General features: G+C 38.4%; 14 protein-coding genes, 1 tRNA gene and 1 pseudogene. 13 read left to right on the top strand and 3 right to left on the bottom strand.

The genetic code is table 11. The features are described from left to right. Window positions 1-140: 140 nt before the first annotated feature. Together BN161_RS08680 and BN161_RS08675 are read right to left on the bottom strand one after the other, a co-directional pair. A complete protein-coding gene (locus tag BN161_RS08680; RefSeq protein WP_044265001.1) occupies window positions 141-3,038 on the bottom strand; it encodes a triple tyrosine motif-containing protein in 2,898 nt (965 codons plus the stop codon). 96 nt (window positions 3,039-3,134) lie between these two features. After that, window positions 3,135-3,208, bottom strand: a tRNA-Thr gene (locus tag BN161_RS08675). A 240-nt stretch (window positions 3,209-3,448) separates the two neighbouring features. On the opposite strand from BN161_RS08675, the gene BN161_RS08670 reads away from it, so the two are divergent. The 6 genes from BN161_RS08670 to BN161_RS08645 all read left to right on the top strand — a co-directional run bounded on the left by BN161_RS08670 (window position 3,449) and on the right by BN161_RS08645 (window position 7,890). Next, window positions 3,449-3,997 (top strand): DUF4199 domain-containing protein, encoded by a 549-nt coding sequence (locus tag BN161_RS08670; RefSeq protein ID WP_007213164.1) that lies wholly within the window; start codon window positions 3,449-3,451, stop codon window positions 3,995-3,997. A gap of 85 nt (window positions 3,998-4,082) precedes the next feature. Then, on the top strand, window positions 4,083-5,036 hold the full coding sequence (locus tag BN161_RS08665) for a glycosyltransferase family 2 protein (protein ID WP_044264999.1): 954 nt from the start codon (window positions 4,083-4,085) through the stop codon (window positions 5,034-5,036). Between the two features lie 3 nt (window positions 5,037-5,039). Next, on the top strand, window positions 5,040-5,543 hold the full coding sequence (locus BN161_RS08660) for a DUF6452 family protein (protein ID WP_044264998.1): 504 nt from the start codon (window positions 5,040-5,042) through the stop codon (window positions 5,541-5,543). Further along, complete coding sequence (locus BN161_RS08655) at window positions 5,503-6,273, top strand: DUF6048 family protein (protein ID WP_044264996.1); 771 nt, start codon at window positions 5,503-5,505, stop codon at window positions 6,271-6,273. Before BN161_RS08660 ends, BN161_RS08655 begins: the two co-directional genes overlap by 41 nt. A 3-nt stretch (window positions 6,274-6,276) precedes the next feature. Next, window positions 6,277-6,858 (top strand): manganese efflux pump MntP, encoded by a 582-nt coding sequence (locus tag BN161_RS08650; protein WP_044264993.1) that lies wholly within the window; start codon window positions 6,277-6,279, stop codon window positions 6,856-6,858. A gap of 9 nt (window positions 6,859-6,867) precedes the next feature. Beyond that, the gene (locus BN161_RS08645; protein WP_044264988.1) at window positions 6,868-7,890 is read left to right on the top strand and encodes an FAD:protein FMN transferase; all 1,023 of its coding nucleotides are present in this window, start codon (window positions 6,868-6,870) and stop codon (window positions 7,888-7,890) included. Between the two features lie 169 nt (window positions 7,891-8,059). On the opposite strand, the pseudogene BN161_RS28545 reads toward BN161_RS08645, so the two are convergent. Further along, window positions 8,060-8,275, bottom strand: a pseudogene (locus tag BN161_RS28545) (DMT family protein); the annotation flags it as partial. Between the two features lie 70 nt (window positions 8,276-8,345). Here BN161_RS28545 and BN161_RS08640 point away from each other — a divergent pair. The 7 genes from BN161_RS08640 to BN161_RS08610 form a co-directional block, all read left to right on the top strand. Then, entirely contained in the window at window positions 8,346-10,160 is a 1,815-nt protein-coding gene (locus BN161_RS08640) for a recombinase family protein (RefSeq protein ID WP_044264987.1), read from the top strand. 47 nt (window positions 10,161-10,207) lie between these two features. After that, a complete protein-coding gene (locus BN161_RS08635) occupies window positions 10,208-11,062 on the top strand; it encodes a hypothetical protein (protein ID WP_125910780.1) in 855 nt (284 codons plus the stop codon). A 261-nt stretch (window positions 11,063-11,323) separates the two neighbouring features. Then, window positions 11,324-12,232 (top strand): hypothetical protein, encoded by a 909-nt coding sequence (locus tag BN161_RS08630; RefSeq protein ID WP_005924455.1) that lies wholly within the window; start codon window positions 11,324-11,326, stop codon window positions 12,230-12,232. Between the two features lie 544 nt (window positions 12,233-12,776). After that, on the top strand, window positions 12,777-12,950 hold the full coding sequence (locus tag BN161_RS29765; protein ID WP_167332510.1) for a hypothetical protein: 174 nt from the start codon (window positions 12,777-12,779) through the stop codon (window positions 12,948-12,950). 322 nt (window positions 12,951-13,272) lie between these two features. After that, on the top strand, window positions 13,273-14,088 hold the full coding sequence (locus BN161_RS08620) for a hypothetical protein (RefSeq protein ID WP_005924460.1): 816 nt from the start codon (window positions 13,273-13,275) through the stop codon (window positions 14,086-14,088). Between the two features lie 103 nt (window positions 14,089-14,191). Continuing rightward, on the top strand, window positions 14,192-16,045 hold the full coding sequence (locus tag BN161_RS08615) for an AAA family ATPase (protein WP_044264984.1): 1,854 nt from the start codon (window positions 14,192-14,194) through the stop codon (window positions 16,043-16,045). A gap of 310 nt (window positions 16,046-16,355) precedes the next feature. Then, window positions 16,356-16,987 (top strand): DUF3871 family protein (locus BN161_RS08610; RefSeq protein WP_044264982.1); only part of this gene is annotated, 632 nt, incomplete at its 3' end.

Below are 16,987 nucleotides of genomic sequence, written 5' to 3'. Positions count from 1 at the left end.
ACACCGAGAAACTGTTTGTTTCATGCCTTGAAACTAATGGTTCCTCCATAGGAAACTTTTTCCTACTCATATAATACCCCAAAGTACACCCTCTCCCGTAAGTTCAAACTTAAGGAAAAAGCTTGAAGCAGAAGATTACCCTACAGTTTGTTACTTAAATAATCCGTCAAACTATCCTCACGTTCCAAACCAAACTTTTTGCGCAACCGGTAGCGGATAGTTTCAACACCACGAACAGAGATATTCAGCAAAGGAGCAATCTCTTTAGTGGAAAGATTCATTTTCAGATAGGCACACATCATACGCTCATTATCTGAGAGATCGGGATGACGGGCATGAAGGCGTTTCATAAAGTTGTTATGAATCAAATCAAACTGATCTTCAATGCGTTTCAGAACTTCATCACTTTGGATGTTAGAGTCAATTTTACCATTTATAATCAAAAGGAGTTGCTTGCCTTCACGGGCGCCCTCCCCTTTCAGAGAGGAAGCCACTTTGAAAATTTCCGATTTGATCTCCGTCAACATCTCGTTTTTACGGACAAAGTTTATCATCAGGTTAGCCATCTCCTGGCTTTTATGCTGCAAGTCGTACTCCAGCTTTTCTTTCTCCAATTGCATTATCTGTTTCTCTCGCCGGGATTTTTCAGCCTCAAACTCCTTCTCCATTTCATGCAATTCTTTATCTTTCTCCACAACTGCCTGTTGCTTCTTCCGTTTCACACGTACATCATCCCAGCGGTAAATATACCAGACCCCCAACAACATAAGGACGAAATAGAAGACGTAGGCGGGCACACTGCGATACCAAGGCGGAAAAATACGGAAAGAAAGTTCATCCAATGAAGTAGTACCGTCCGGATAAATGGCTTTTACTTCAAAAGTATAATCACCTTCGGACAGATTACTATATTCCTTGGTATGCACAGTGGTATAGTCCGACCATGCTCCTTCATTCAAACGATACTGAAAACGAATATCATCTCCTCCAAAAGCCAAGAAAGAAAGACTATAATCGAACCTAACCGAATTGGATGTATAGTTAATGGCGAGGGATGGCTTCTTTCCAAGAAAATTAGCTGTATATATCAAAGAATCTTTAGGATAGGTAATATACATATTCCGGATATATACGGAATGGGCAAGATCTTGCCGGTGCTTCACCGCCGGAATCGTGAACAGGGCAAATCCCTCTTCATTCGGAATCACCATAAGCGAATCCGATAAAGGAACAATTGCATACGTCGGCACCAACTCAAGCAAAGACTGGGGAATGGAATTGATACTGGTATTGGCTCCCCTCTTATAAGTCCCCAGGTTAGCTATACAGATTTCATAAGGGCTCAGACTGATGAGCCGGTCATGATATTCCAATAGACGCGTATAGGGAGCAGTGCCATTCAACAAATTATTCATTTCGTTGCAAGGCTCCATCATATCTTTGTGAATATTATATTTATAGATGCCGTGGGAAGTAGCAAAATAAACACGGCCTTCTATTTTAGCTACATAAATATCACGCTCAACCGGAAAGCCTTCTGCCACACCATAGGATTTTACACTGATCTGACGGGTTAAATCCTCACTCAACTCCACACGAGTGATAATGCCGGAATTATGAACCCATAGAATCCTAGCAGACTCCTGCTCAAACAAACGGCTTGAATCAACAAATCCTTCGATTTTACAAAGCATATGCCACTCTCCCGCTTTCTTCTCCAAAAGATAAATGCCATTATACACCCCTACAAACATACGATCGGGGCGCCCCATAACCTCTTGACAACACCAGGCACCCGTAATATCCGTGATTCTATGTATACTTGTACCTTTAATCTGGAAGATACCCCGATCATGAAGACAAAACAGATCATCACCAATTTTACAAAGGTTCCACACCTGACCACTGGATTGAGGAACGGGATGAATATCCGGTAAACTACCGTTCAGCTTCACCGGATAAGAAGTATAATAAAGTCCCCGATTGGTACCCAGATACAGATAGCCATTCTCAACAGCAGCCGCATAGCCCGTACCGTAAGAATAAGGATATGAATACAAATTGGTAAAAGGAGAGCTCAGACAAACATGGTCGATACCACTATCCAATCCAGCCCACAAGTTTCCCTGACTGTCGAAGGCAACGGAAAGCACCGTATTATTACGCAGCCCGTTATTCTCGTTGAAGTATTTCACATCCATGTTAGCGCAATCTATCAGTAATAAGCCTTTATGAATAGTTCCCAAAGCTATCTTATCATCTTGAGCAGCCACACAAAAAACTTCGTTCTCACGCATAAAGTCCTCTGCACCGGTAATAAAAGGAGCAATGGTACGACCATTATAATAAAACAAACCGTCATACGCCGTCACGATGATGATTCCCCCACCCTTATGTGGAATGATTCCACGGATACGATTGGAAGCCAGGGAATCTGCACCCTGCAATGGAAAGAAAGTATTTCCGACCAGTACCCACACACCACGGTCGGTGCCTATATATAGGATGCCGTTCACCATATTGGAACAGTCAATCTTGGCATTCATTTCAATGGCTGTATATTTTCCATTCAGATTTTTCACCACACGGTCGTCACCTTGTATATAAAGAATATTATCCGCCTCATGGATTCCCCACACATTACCAAGCATACGAACAGAGTTGTCAAGCGTATCAGACATGCAGTGGTAAATCAATTCGCCGTCTTCTGCCGGTTCGTAATAGCCAAATTCATTAATACCACCGGCATAGATTCTTTTCTGAATAGTGGATGCCAATACGGAACGCACATCCGAGAAGTTATTTAACGGAAATACTTTCCACACATTACCATCAAATTGCACCATGCCGTTTTTATTGGCAAAATACACCCAATGGTCATCATAAGGAGCTATTTGCCAAGTCTGGGGACCTTTCCCATAAAGGCTTTTATCAAAGTTTACAATGAAGTTATTCCACCCGGCAAACGCTTTACCAAAAGGGATCAGAAAGAGAAAAACGAAGAGTACATAGAAGGTATAAGGTTGTTTTCGTATCATAATATTAGGTTTTACAGAACAAAGCTATTACTTTTTTCGTAAAAAACAAATAAAAAAGAGATACATTCTTGTTAGAACATATCTCCTTATTCTTTGAGCCTCTTGTCGGATTCGAACCAACGACCCCGAGATTACAAATCACGTGCTCTGGCCAGCTGAGCTAAAGAGGCGGGTGGGTAAGCTTACTATATCGCGCCGCTACAACCAACTACCTTTGCTGCGATCAAGCCCTGGAGGATTCGAAGGGAGCTGGCCGTATAGGACTTACCCGTATTTTTGTTTGCGGGTGCAAAGGTATGCATTTTTATTAAACCTGCAATACTTTGCCCAAACTTTTTTCAACTTTAACAAGAATACGGGGGTTACAAACAATATTATTTATACCTTTGCGCCATTATTCCTAATGAAAGATGACAGAGAACAAAGGTTACTTACAACGATATGCCATGTTATTCGGCACTTACCTGGGAGGATTTTGGATTTTGAAGTTCATTTTATTTCCTTTAGGGTTAACTACACCGTTCCTATTTTTCCTCTTTGCAGGACTAACTCTATGCGTGCCTTTTATGGCGTATTATTATGTACGAATGTACCGTAACCAAGTTTGTGGTGGTGCCATCAGTTTTCTTCATGCATGGATTTTCACTGTATTTATGTATATGTTTGCCGCATTGCTTACGGCGGTAGCTCATTATGTATATTTCCGTTTTATTGATCAAGGGTTTGTGTTAAACACATACGAAAGCTTACTGAACAGCCTGACCAGCCATACCATACCAGGGATGGATGCCTATGTAGAGCAGTTTAAAGAAATTATAAGTGCGATGCGCTCGCTATCTCCAACAGATATCACCATGCAACTGATGTCTCAGAATGTATTCTACGGATCATTACTTGCTATCCCCACCGCCTTGTTTGTCATGAAGCGCCCACCGGCAGAGCATATAGGCGGAAGATAAAGATGGATAATTAAAATGAGTGATAAAGTAAAAAAGCAGATGTGATTTCAACCCTAATTCATAATTCTAAATCATAAATCACAAGATGGATATTTCAGTTGTCGTTCCTTTATATAATGAAGAAGAATCACTTCCGGAACTGTACGCATGGATTGAACGGGTAATGAAAGCCAATGGTTTTTCATACGAAGTAATTTTCGTAAATGACGGAAGTACCGACCGTTCCTGGCAAATTATCGAAGAACTGAGCCGAAAATCGGATATCGTACATGGCATCAAGTTCCGCCGTAACTATGGCAAATCGCCGGCATTGTACTGTGGCTTTGAGAAGGCACAGGGAGATGTAGTCATCACCATGGATGCAGATTTGCAGGATAGCCCGGACGAAATACCCGAACTGTACCGCATGATTACGGAAGACGGCTATGATCTGGTATCCGGATGGAAAAAGAAACGCTACGACCCACTTTCAAAAACCATTCCTACAAAAATATTCAATGCAACAGCTCGTAAAGTGTCGGGCATCAAGAACCTGCACGACTTTAACTGTGGATTGAAAGCCTACAAACAGGATGTGGTGAAGAACATCGAAGTGTACGGTGAAATGCACCGCTATATCCCCTACCTCGCCAAAAATGCCGGTTTCAAAAAAATCGGAGAAAAAGTAGTTCAGCACCAGGCACGTAAATTCGGAAAGACAAAGTTCGGCGGTTTAAACCGTTTCTTCAATGGATATCTGGATTTGATTTCACTCTGGTTCTTGTCAGCCTTCGGAGTAAAACCCATGCATTTTTTCGGGTTGCTCGGTTCACTGATGTTCATCTTCGGTTTTATTTCGGTGATTATTGTAGGAATCACGAAACTATATAATATGTATAACGGAATGCCTTACCGCCTGGTTACAGACTCTCCCTACTTCTACTTGTCACTGACCGCCATGATCATCGGAACTCAACTGTTCCTTGCAGGCTTCCTTGGCGAACTGATTTCTCGTAATGCTCCTGAACGAAATAAATATCAAATAGAAAAAACAATATAGACTATGAAAAAATTAGTTAAACTGATATTGCTTTGTCTGATTGGTTATCCCATCATCAGTATCGTTTCTTCTTGTTCGGAAGAAGAAGATTGCTCCATGAACGCACGTCCGATGATGGAATGCTATCTCTATACAGTGGACAGGGAAAGTAAAAGAGTGCTCAACGATACACTCGACTCACTGACTATTACAGCTTTCGATACGGACTCCGTCATTCTTAACAATCAGAAAAGAGTACATTCGCTATCATTGCCTCTGCGCTATACGGCAGATTCTACCGTACTGATATTTCACTATAGCAAAGACCCCAAGATCAAAAAGGATACGATTATTATATACCAAAAGAATACGCCTTATTTCCTGTCAATGGATTGCGGCTATCAGATGAAACAAAGTATCACAGGCAGAGCATACAGTCGCTATCTACTTGACTCCATATATATTCAAGCAAACGAAGTAAGCATTTATGGAACGGAAAATCTTAAGCTCTTTTATCCTCAGCCTTAGTCTGGCATTTTTCTTGCTGACAGGACTCCCGGTACAGGCACAGAACAGCAACCGGCCTCCCGCTTCCAATCCGCCCAAGAAGGAGGAAAAGAAAGAAGCGGATGAGAACGTCTTCCCGCTATACAATGGCGTGACTGTCAGTGTGGACCTGTGGGGAATCGGAAGCAAAGTTCTGGGAGGTGATTTCTTAAGCTCGGAAGTAGCTGTTGACGTCAACCTTAAAAACCGTTTTTTCCCAATTGTGGAACTTGGATATGGCAGCACCGACGCATGGAATGATAACGGAACGAATTACAAAAGTAATGCACCTTATTTCCGTATCGGTATGAACTATAACGCTCTTTATAAGAAGAAGTTCGATAATTTCCTGTTTGTTGGCTTACGCTATGCAATGAGTAGCTTCAAATATGATATAACAGCTCTCCCTGTGACCGACCCCATTTTTGACGGAAGTATCGGAAACCCCAATCAAATGGATGGTATCTGGGGAGGAAGCGTACCATTCAACCATAAAGGAATGAAAGGTTCAATGCAATGGTTTGAATTCTGCGTTGGCATACGCGCACATATCTGGAAACAGTTCTACATGGGCTGGGGATTGCGCTTCAAATTCCGTACAAGTTCATCAACCGGAGAATACGGTGATCCGTGGTATGTACCCGGATTCGGCAAATATGGCTCTAACACCATGGGCGTAACCTATACAATCACATATAAACTACCCTATTAAACTATGAACGGATTAGAGATTTGGCTTCTTGCCGTGGGACTTGCGATGGATTGTTTCGCTATTTCCATAGCCAGTGGTATTCTTCTGAAACGTACGCTATGGCGGCCCATGCTGACCATGGCTTTTTTCTTTGGATTATTCCAAGCTATCATGCCATTCCTCGGGTGGATAGGTGCCAGCACGTTCAGCCACCTAATAGAAAGTCTGGATCATTGGATTGCGTTCATCATCCTTGCTTTCCTGGGCGGACGCATGGTCAGAGAGTCTTTCAAAGACGAGGATTGCAAAAAAGAGTATGACCCGAAAAGTATGAAAGTAGTGCTCGCATTAGCCATCGCAACTAGCATAGATGCACTGGCCATTGGTGTCTCATTTGCATTTCTGGGGATGCGGGATTTCTCGGAAATACTGGCACCTATTTCTGTTATCGGTTTCGTATCTTTCGTTATGTCCCTCATAGGATTACTGTTCGGTATCCGTTTTGGTTGCGGCATTGCACGAAAGTTGCGGGCAGAACTCTGGGGAGGTATTATCCTGATTATCATTGGAACAAAAATATTAATAGAACACTTGTTCTTCAGTTAAAATTCGCTTATGGAAAAGAAAGTACAGAGAAATTTCTTATGGATTGCCCTGCTTGTATTGGGAACAATCTGGATACTTGCACGTCATAACCGTACGCAACCTTATTATACAGTCAACGGACTGATATTCGGCACAGTTTATAATATAACTTATCAATATGACGGTGATCTGAAAGCTGAAATCGATGAAGAATTGAAAAGATTTGACGGTTCGCTATCTCCCTTCAATGATACGGCCACAATTACACGAATCAACCGTAATGAAGATATTGTACCGGATACCTTCTTTACAAATGTATTCCGTCGTAGTATGGAAATATCCAAAGAAACGAATGGTGCATTCGATATTACGGTTGCTCCACTGGCCAATGCCTGGGGGTTTGGTTTCAAGAAAGGCGCATTTCCTGACTCCGCTATGGTAGACAGCCTGCTGGAAATTACAGGATATACGAAAGTGGTTCTGTCAGAAGAAGGCAGAGTGGTGAAACAGGATGAGCGCATGATGCTCTCATGTAGTGCAGTAGCCAAGGGATATGCAGTGGATGTAATAGCACAGTTTCTTGCGAAGAAAGGCATCAAGAATTTCATGGTAGATATAGGCGGAGAGATCGTAGCACGGGGAGAAAATCCCAAGAAAGACCTATGGCGTATTGGAATCAATAAGCCGGTTGATGATTCACTGTCCATTAATCAGGAGCTACAAACAGTACTGAATGTAACGGATGTGGGCATTGCAACCTCAGGCAATTATCGCAACTTCTATTATAGAGACGGAAAGAAATATGCACATACTATAGACCCAAGAACAGGATATCCCGTACAACACAATATCTTATCTGCCACTGTAGTAGCCAAAGACTGTATGAGTGCTGATGCTTATGCCACCGCATTCATGGTGATGGGATTGGAAGAAGCGGAACGTTTTGCCAATGCTCATCCGGATATTGATGCGTGCTTCATTTATACGGATGAGAATGGAGAACTTCAAACGTACTATACGAAAGGGATGGAACGGTTTATAACAAAGAAATGATAATTTATCGCGCTTTGCGCGATAAGTAACGAGCTACAAACTACAAGTGACAAGTGCCTTTCGGCGTGATAGCCGGGCAAATTATTATTCGCCCACGAGTACAGCGCAGCAACTCGTTACTGGTAGCTCGTAGCTCGTAACTTAATTTAGCGGCGAAGCCGATAAATTATCATTTATAGAATACAAAATACACTGCCAATACCAGGCAAATGAATGCCGCAAAATGATTCCAGTGCAGGCTTTCACCTTTAAAAAGGACAGTAGTAAATACAATGAAAACAATAAGAGTAATCACCTCCTGAATTATCTTCAACTGTATCAATGAAAAAGGACCGCCATTACCTATAAACCCAATACGGTTGGCCGGAACCAGACAGAAATACTCACTTAACTAAATAGACTTGCCCAAGTGAAATTTTATACCTATATTTGCTTCATAATCAATACATTACATTATGATAAAAATTATAGGATACGCACGAGTTTCTACTACAAAACAAGACTTATCTCGACAAAAGCTAAAGATTAAGGAGTTCTGTGAGAACAACAATTATGAGTTAATTGAAATTATTGAGGACTTTGGAATATCTGGTGTGGTTGCAGACAGAAAAGGTTATATCGAATTACAAAGTAAAACCTACAAAGATGCAGACATGATAGTAATTTCTGAGTTATCACGTTTGAGCAGGCAAGAAGATGTAACAGAGACAGTTTACAACATTCAACAGATTATTAATAAAGGATTATCTGTAATACTCTTAGATAGTCCCAGTAAAATTTATGAAGCTAATAAACTTTTAGACATTACAGAAATACTTATCCTCACTATCAAAGCATGGGCAGCAGCACAAGAAAGATTGGATATTAAAAAGAAGAACCAAGATGGGAAGCAAGCTCTCTTCCAAGCTTATCCTTATGCAGTTGTAGACCAAAAAATACCTTATGGATATAAAGCAGTTCCTAACCCCAATGGGAAACGTCCTAAATATATTTTAGAAGAAGTACCAGAAGAAGTAGAGAATATAAAAAGACTCTTCGCTTTAGTAAACTCTGGTAAGACACTGGGAGCAGTAGCCAGATATTTCAATGAAAGGAATATTACTTTTAGAGGATATTACAGCACTGTTGCCATTCTAAGCAACTATATCCATAGTGATATTTATAGAGGAATCAGAAGAAGAACACAGAGATTAGGTAGAGAAGAACCTTATACCATCGAGGTTAGAATAAAACCTATTATCAGTGAAGAGGATTTTATGAAAGCACAAGAGCTGATTAAAAACAACTATAAAAATACTCCAACTGGAAAAGTCAATCATAATCCATTAAAAGGAATCATCAGATGTAGATGTGGGAGAGCCATGACTGTAAAAGACAAAAAGCCAGCAGCAGGAATTTCAAAACTAACATATAGATGTAGCTGTGTTGATAGGAAATCTCATCCAGACTTCTGTAAATATAATATTGATGAAGTTTCTTACGACCTTACGAATGAAATATTATATAGTCTTTTCAAATCTATGCACACAGCAGAATATATCAACTTCTTTAGGAACCAAACAGACAATAGAGTTACAGAGCTACAAGAGGAAATAGCTGGAATTGAGAAACGTTTATCTACCCTATATCTTGATAAAGAGAACTTATCTAATGAAAGCCAAGAAAATGACAACAAGTTTCTACTCACCACCAATCCTACCCTTTTAAACATTATCCAAGAGAAACAGAACCAGTTAGATGAGAAGATAAAATCTATTGATAAAGAAATTATAAGATATAAAAAATCACAGAGTAAAAAGATAGCAGACATCGAAAGGATTAAAGATAATAATGGTAAAGAGAAGCTTCAAAACCTCAGCATCGAAGAACAAGGAGAACTATATCATAAATATTTGGAGAGAGTGAATTATATTCCTGTCACTACCATGCAGGGATATTATATTGTACAGTTCCTTAATGGAATTAAATTCTATATAGCTATTACGAAAGTCAGAAGCATTGCAATGGCTTCTCTCCTATTAGACAACTGGACGATTGATGAAAAAGGAATTATAACAGCTAACTATGATACTTTAAAGTCCAGTGATATGAAGAACTTTAGCATAGAAATGATTAGGAAAACAAAGACTATGACTTTACAAGAATATCTTAAATCAGACCTTGCAAAAGAAAGAGCCTTGCATCTTGACCTTAGTTATAGAGAAAGATATTTAAAAGAACTACATAAAGCAGGGTTGGATGGTAGGCTCAGACCATTAAAAAAGGAATAACTTCATCATTTTTAATTATCTTTGCTTCCAACCATATAAGCAAAGATATGAGACCAATTGAAAGACTTGAAGAAACTTATTTCCCTAAAGGCATAGAGTTACTTGAATACATGGAGGAGGTAGCAGTACTTTATGTACCAGATTATGACATAGACCATGAAACAGGAGAACAATATATTTATGGTACAACCGCCTTGCCCTTATTTATAAGAAGATACAATCAGAATAAACTATATGGTAACTTCACATACGAAGATTATATAGCCAATGAGGACATACAAAATACGCTGAAAGGCTTGGGTGTTGATATAGATAAGTTTTGGTTTCTGCTTCTGTTCATCTTTGACTATACTTGTGGAACGTGCTTGGATGGAATGAAAGCAACAGGCATTGGAATAGAACAGCTTACCAAATTTGCCAAAGCCATAGCTGACAACCATAAGAAGATTAACCAATTTGGAGTAAGTTTTAAGAAGCCTATCACAGTCTCTGTAAAGGTTGAAGGCAAGCATCAGATAGTAATTGACAATGCCAATGCCATAGGCTACTTGGCTACTACCATCATCAATAACCTAAAGGAGATAGAGGAACATCCTTGGATGCAGAGCCAACAAGTCAGCATAAGCACCCATGCAGAAGAAAAGGAATCCGTTCAGATATGGCTGTTCTATAAGATGTTCAATGACTTCTTCAATTTATCCCCATACAATAAGCAGTTTAATGTCAGACAAAAGAAAGGAAGCACCATATCACTCAGTAAGACATTGCTCATATCAAGGCTTATCTACTTCACCAAGCTATCTAAACATAGTAAATTCTCAGATGATGAAGATGTCCTAAAAGGCTACATCAAGCAATATAAAGACAAGAGAATTGATACTGTGAATAGCATATACTTCTAATAACGCACTGATAACCAATCAAGTCCTGCTCCATACCATTAAGAGGGTACATAAAAGCAGGACTTTTTTTCTCTCTTTTAATCCTACCATTATATCCCATCTTTGTACCGTCAAAACGATAGCGGACGAGCAAGCAATTAAGAGGGGAAGTAAAACCACTCATTAATTTCTCTCTTTTAATCAGCCCAGAAGCCAGTAGCTTTGCAATATCAAAAATTAACAAAAGCTGGAGCGCACCAGTCTAAAAACTGCAAAGAAGATATGATGACTATTTATTTTTATGGCAGCAATCGTGAAATCGTAGCAGAGAATGTAAAGAAGTGCTATTCAATGATTGAGAAATATGGCTTTAATGCTGCAATGGGTAAGATTAAGTTAGTTGGCAGCGAGGATTTAACAGGAGAGAAATTATTAAAGGTTTCCATTGTTCCCAAGTCCAATGCCAAACCTCTTTCAATAGACAACTGGATGCTGAATACAGAAGAGGTTACAGATGCCACTGAAAGAGCAGCAGCTAAAGCTCCTGTGGATGGACAACACAGGATGATAGCCATGTTCATACTGGAGGTGGAAGGCTATATTGATTTTAATGAAGAAGAAATGACTGAAACCATTAAGAAACCAGAGAATATGAGTTTGGCATTATTTACAGCCTCTATCAATAACGGCAGACCTTGGAATTACAAAGACTTTAGCAAATCAAAGTTCCAAACAGGAGACGAGAGAATTGATTATATTGAAGCACAAATTCAAGAAACAGGATTGAAGTCTGACGTAATCTATAGCTTTTATACATTAGGGCAACCAGAGGTTAAAGCTAATGTTGCCAAAGACCTTAAATTGGGCATAAACAGACTACCCAAATCTTTAAAGTTAAATGCAACCACCCAAGAGTTAGGCGATAAAGTTCTAAAGGCTTTTAAAAGCAGTAAAATCTCTGAATCTACATATGATAATGGAAGATTAGCAAAAGGATTTAAGCTGTTCTACAATGAATACAAACCAGAGATTAGCCAACTCCAGCAGTTAATCGCCATGATTAGCAAAGATGTGTGGTTTGGTAGTCAGAAGCCAGACGGTAGTGCAGAAGCCAAACAATATTACAAGAATTTTGAAAAATGGTTCCAATATATGAATGAGAGTAACAACAAGTCTGTAGAAACTGCATAACCAACTAACAATAAAGCCCATGTGACAGGTGGGCTTAATTCTTAACCAACTAAATAATAAAACAATGAACCCATATATCATACAATCCAGTTTATATTTAAGCACTATCTACGAAGCAATAATTGCTAAGCAAGAAATACTAAGAGCTAAAATGCAGCAATACAATGATGTCAAGCTCTACCTGTTCAGTTTCATTCTCCCAGAATATAGTTCTAATGAATATATTGCAAATAGCCTCAAACTTTATAATGAAAATGAACTGTTCCCCATTATTATAACTTCCATTACATATAAGGAAGTTAATAATCCAAGAATAGCTTTCAAGAATGAGAATGGAATTATACACTTAGTCCTATGTTTTGAACATAACAAGGAGGATTGACAAGGAGCAGGGAAATGTGAGAGGTTTCCCTGCCTACTTAATACTTCTGAATTGTGGTCTTATCATTAGTTCCCCACTTGTGGAATTACTACTTTTACAGTAGCACAGACAGATAATCCCACCACACAGATTGACGGACTACAAACTATTCAGAATATCAAAATGGAAGAATTTACCTATGAGCAGATAAGGGCTAAGGCTCTTAAACAGGGAATAAAAGATAATAAGGTTCATATTGGATTATGGGCTAATTTTAATAACTATCTAAAGACAAGGAGAAAGAAGAATGGAAAGGTTACTACCTATTATATCTCATTGCAAAAATTGGCTTATTGACAAGATAAAAATTGAAGCAGAGAGATTCATATTGTTAAATCTTTGGGGTGTGCTTATTCACTTTTTACTGCGTGTCTAAACACCCCCTCTCTACACTCCTACGCTACATTCCAATAAGACCCATGCAATGTCCTTACGGACACCGCACAGGTAATCTGTAAGCTGGGAGTGACTAAAATCAATGATATGTGGATTTATAACAATCATTTCTATAACAAGCTGAGCGAACTTAGAAAATCCAACAGGTTAAGTTCCTCTAAAGTGAGATTCTTATTAAAGACCAACCAAATCATTTTAATTAAACATATTGAGCGATTGCCTTATGAGTTACGAGAAATTACCATTCAAGGAATATACAGTAATGAGCAACAATCTGATTCAGAAGTTAGGTTGTGCTGATGTTTACAGGACATATGTGTTACTATTGACAGCAGACAAATATACATTGACCACTGACACTACAATAGACCAACTTGCATCATTCGTTGGTGATAAACCTGCCAACTATAAAGGTGGTAAGAGTTCCAAATCATTCAATGACAAGTTAAGAGCCACAGGAGAAGTCAGCATACAGGATAAGGACAGTGGTAAGAAAGATAGGACTTGGACTGATTATATATTCTTTCCTGTCAGCTTTGGACATTACAGAAGAATCAACAGGGAGTTTTACGATTCATACAACAATACTCTGGATTTAAAGCTCAGAGGATTTATACTTAAACTGTTCAGTGCAGCAGAGCCATACAGTCATACTATTACCTTATCTGTAAGAATACTGAAAGAACTAATCCACATGGGACATGGCACTATCTCCAGCTACATAGACCAACTAAGGGAGATGGACTTATTGGATGAAGTTGGAGATTCAATCATTTTAAAGGCTAAAGGTTTGCTTATAGACCTACCCAAAGATAAATATGTGGAGGAAGTGAAAGCAGACTTTGAACACATGATAGCATTTAATGAGAGCAGAGGAAACCCCATTTCAAGGGAGTGCATGATTTACAAGAAGTACAAGGAGAATAATTTTGAGGAAGTAAAGGATATGCACGCTCTTATGAAATCATTATCAAGTGGGTTGGTAGGCAGAAAGCAGGAGGTAAAAGACAAGGAAGAACTGCCAGATTTAACCTTATAAAGATATGGCAATAAAAGCTCCAGACTACTAAAAAGATTTAGAGTTCTTTCTTTTAAAGGCATATTAGTTATATATTTGCAATATAACCTTATACATCAATTCAATGGCACAAATTTATCCTGACTTCTATACAATCCAGCATCTCCGCCAACCAGCAACAGAAGGAGAACTAATCCTATTAGACTTTTTACAAAAGAATCTAAATATGGAGTTTGAGATATATTACCATCCTTTCATAAATGGTGACAGACCCAATATTGTTATTCTTAAAAAGGGATGTGGAGCTATAATCATATCTGTAAATGATTGGGATTTAACTGACTATGCAATTAATGATGATTTGGATTGGTGGAATAATTCAACTTCAACAAAGGTTCAATCACCTTTCTCTCAAATAAATTACTATAAAGAGAATCTTGTCTCATTACACATAAGTACTTTCTTAGAGAAGAAAATGAATAAGTGGTACTATTCAAATATTATATATACACTTGTTTACTTCCATAAGATGTCCCAAGATAATATTGAGAAGTTTATACATGAGAATATATCCAAGGAAGATAATAAGACCAAATTTTTAAAAGACATAAAATATATACAATATTGGGGATATGATTCTCTTACACTGCAAAACTTAGAAGAATATTTCAGCAAGATAAGAATAGAACAACCTTCTTTCTTATTTGATGAAGATATTTACAATAATTTCAAACGCTACCTCAAGCCACCTTTTCATCAATTAGAAGAAGGGATTGATATTAAGTACACTAAAGCACAAGCAGAACTTATTAGAAGTGAAAGCAGACCCAGACGTAAAATAAAAGGGATTGCAGGAAGTGGTAAAACTCTTGTCCTTGCAAAGAGAGCTGTCAATGCATATCTAAGAACTAATAGTGAAATATTAATTCTAACATTTAATCTATCCCTTAAGAATTACATTCGCGACAAAATCAATGACGTAAGAGAGAGTTATCCTTGGGAGAAATTCTATATCACCAACTATCATCAGTTTATTAAATCAGAAGCAAACAACTATAACCTACCCATAAAAGGATTAAAATCTTATACAGATATTAATTTCTTTGAGCCTGTAAAGAACCACATTAAGAAGTACAAGGCTATATTCATAGATGAGGTACAAGACTACCAAACTGAATGGCTGGAAATAATTACAAAATATTTCTTATACGAGGATAGTGAATTTGTTGTGTTTGGAGATGAGAAGCAAAATATTTACAGAAGACCGTTAGATGAGAACAAAGAACCAATAATTAAAACAATCGCAGGAAACTGGAACAAGTCTCTCAACGCTTCCAAAAGATTCACAAGTGAAATAGGGAAGTTAGCGATGAAGTTCCAGCACCATTTCTTAGAGAATAAATACACCATTGACAATATGGTTGTGTTAGATAACCCTATGCTTGATTTTGAACAAAGGAATATTAAATATGCCAATATTGGAGCGAAAGCCAGCACAGAAAGGATATTCAATATCTATAAAGGGACTTGTAAGAAATATTGCCTTACCCCAGCAGACATTACTATTCTATCTGGTACTGCTGATATTTTAAGAGAAATAGAATACTCTATAAGGACTCAATTAAAAGAGAATACAACCACTACATTTGAAACTAAAGAAGAATATGATAAAAGCGAATTAGAGACCAAATCTAAAAACAACTTTGAAGAGAGGATAAATACAATCAGACGATACAGAAGAAATCACTTCTCAATAAAAACAGGAACTGTAAAGCTATCTTCTATACACAGCTTTAAGGGCTGGGAATCACACACAGTCTTTTTAATCATTGAGCCACATAAAAGTGATTCTATACAAGATTTTGAATCTGTTGAGCTTATATATACTGCGATAACAAGGGCACAAGTCAATCTGTTCATTCTCAATATGGGTAATGAAAAGTACGATTCATTCTTTAATGATAATATCCAAAATTAATCTAACAGAACCACAAGCGAGACACCCCTACCCACATAAACACCCCCTTATAGCTCTTAAATAAAAAAGAATGCTTTAACAATGCAGTCTGACTGCTGACAGAAATAAGCATTCTTTTTAATCTGAGAGGGGACACGATGTACTATTGCCACAGCCTACCAATAATTTACTAATGCTCCTCATTCCCTTTGAAAGAATCTTTAGGGAAAAACATAGGACAGCCTAAGATGCAAGCGAAGAAATTCATTTGTGTTTTAGGTTTGTTCTTGTTAAATCCATTCAATCAATAACCATTTAATTCAATTTCATTATGAGAGATTTAGTAATTATGCCAGCTATGGCACAGCGTAGAGAATCATTAAACATGGGTGAGTTTGCAGAAGATGCACAGATTGTAGAAGAAGTTGCAGCACCCAAGAGAGTAAACCATTTCATTGAAGCCAACACGCAGGAAGTAACCTTGCAGCACCTGCAACAAGACTGCATCATTCCAAGTTTCGCATCAATGGAGGAAACCATAAGCCACCAATCCTTTATAGGTGCAGTAGTTGATGCAGCTAAGGATTACTTTCATGGAGAACAGTTTGATGCACCAGAGATTAGAATCTCACACCCTATCAATGGCAGAATCCCAAGTGCGTTAGGTAAGAAAGCATCTGAACTGACAGATGAAGAGAAAACTTTGTTCTATCAGAGAATGTGCTTCTGCTTTGAAATCCCATCCATTGTACATGATGAATATGGTAATCGCTTAGCATTATCCATAGGTGGAGTGAGAGCATATAACGAGATTAACCTGTACAGTAAGAAATCTGTTGAGAGGTTTAAAATCTTTATAGGCTTTAGGAATCGTGTGTGCTCCAATCTAATGCTAACGACTGACGGCTTACAGGATAAGATAGAAGTCCTAAGCGTACAGGAATTATATGCAGCAGCATTGAT

The sequence above is a fragment of the Bacteroides timonensis genome (assembly GCF_000513195.1).
In the GTDB taxonomy this organism is placed as follows: Bacteria; Bacteroidota; Bacteroidia; order Bacteroidales; family Bacteroidaceae; genus Bacteroides; species Bacteroides timonensis.
The sequence above is the reverse complement of the archived record's forward strand: the minus strand, read 5'-3'. Positions and strand labels throughout refer to the sequence as shown.

What these genes read in the sequence shown, in the direction of transcription:
- BN161_RS08615 (WP_044264984.1), top strand. Translation starts at nt 14,192, where the DNA reads ATGGCACAAATTTATCCTGACTTCTATACAATCCAGCATCTCCGCCAA.
- BN161_RS08670 (WP_007213164.1), top strand. Translation starts at nt 3,449, where the DNA reads ATGACAGAGAACAAAGGTTACTTACAACGATATGCCATGTTATTCGGC.
- BN161_RS08665 (WP_044264999.1), top strand. Translation starts at nt 4,083, where the DNA reads ATGGATATTTCAGTTGTCGTTCCTTTATATAATGAAGAAGAATCACTT.
- BN161_RS08620 (WP_005924460.1), top strand. Translation starts at nt 13,273, where the DNA reads ATGAGTTACGAGAAATTACCATTCAAGGAATATACAGTAATGAGCAAC.
- BN161_RS08640 (WP_044264987.1), top strand. Translation starts at nt 8,346, where the DNA reads ATGATAAAAATTATAGGATACGCACGAGTTTCTACTACAAAACAAGAC.
- BN161_RS08680 (WP_044265001.1), bottom strand. Translation starts at nt 3,038, where the DNA reads ATGATACGAAAACAACCTTATACCTTCTATGTACTCTTCGTTTTTCTC.
- BN161_RS08655 (WP_044264996.1), top strand. Translation starts at nt 5,503, where the DNA reads ATGGAACGGAAAATCTTAAGCTCTTTTATCCTCAGCCTTAGTCTGGCA.
- BN161_RS08660 (WP_044264998.1), top strand. Translation starts at nt 5,040, where the DNA reads ATGAAAAAATTAGTTAAACTGATATTGCTTTGTCTGATTGGTTATCCC.
- BN161_RS08645 (WP_044264988.1), top strand. Translation starts at nt 6,868, where the DNA reads ATGGAAAAGAAAGTACAGAGAAATTTCTTATGGATTGCCCTGCTTGTA.
- BN161_RS08630 (WP_005924455.1), top strand. Translation starts at nt 11,324, where the DNA reads ATGATGACTATTTATTTTTATGGCAGCAATCGTGAAATCGTAGCAGAG.
- BN161_RS08650 (WP_044264993.1), top strand. Translation starts at nt 6,277, where the DNA reads ATGAACGGATTAGAGATTTGGCTTCTTGCCGTGGGACTTGCGATGGAT.
- BN161_RS08635 (WP_125910780.1), top strand. Translation starts at nt 10,208, where the DNA reads ATGAGACCAATTGAAAGACTTGAAGAAACTTATTTCCCTAAAGGCATA.
- BN161_RS29765 (WP_167332510.1), top strand. Translation starts at nt 12,777, where the DNA reads ATGGAAGAATTTACCTATGAGCAGATAAGGGCTAAGGCTCTTAAACAG.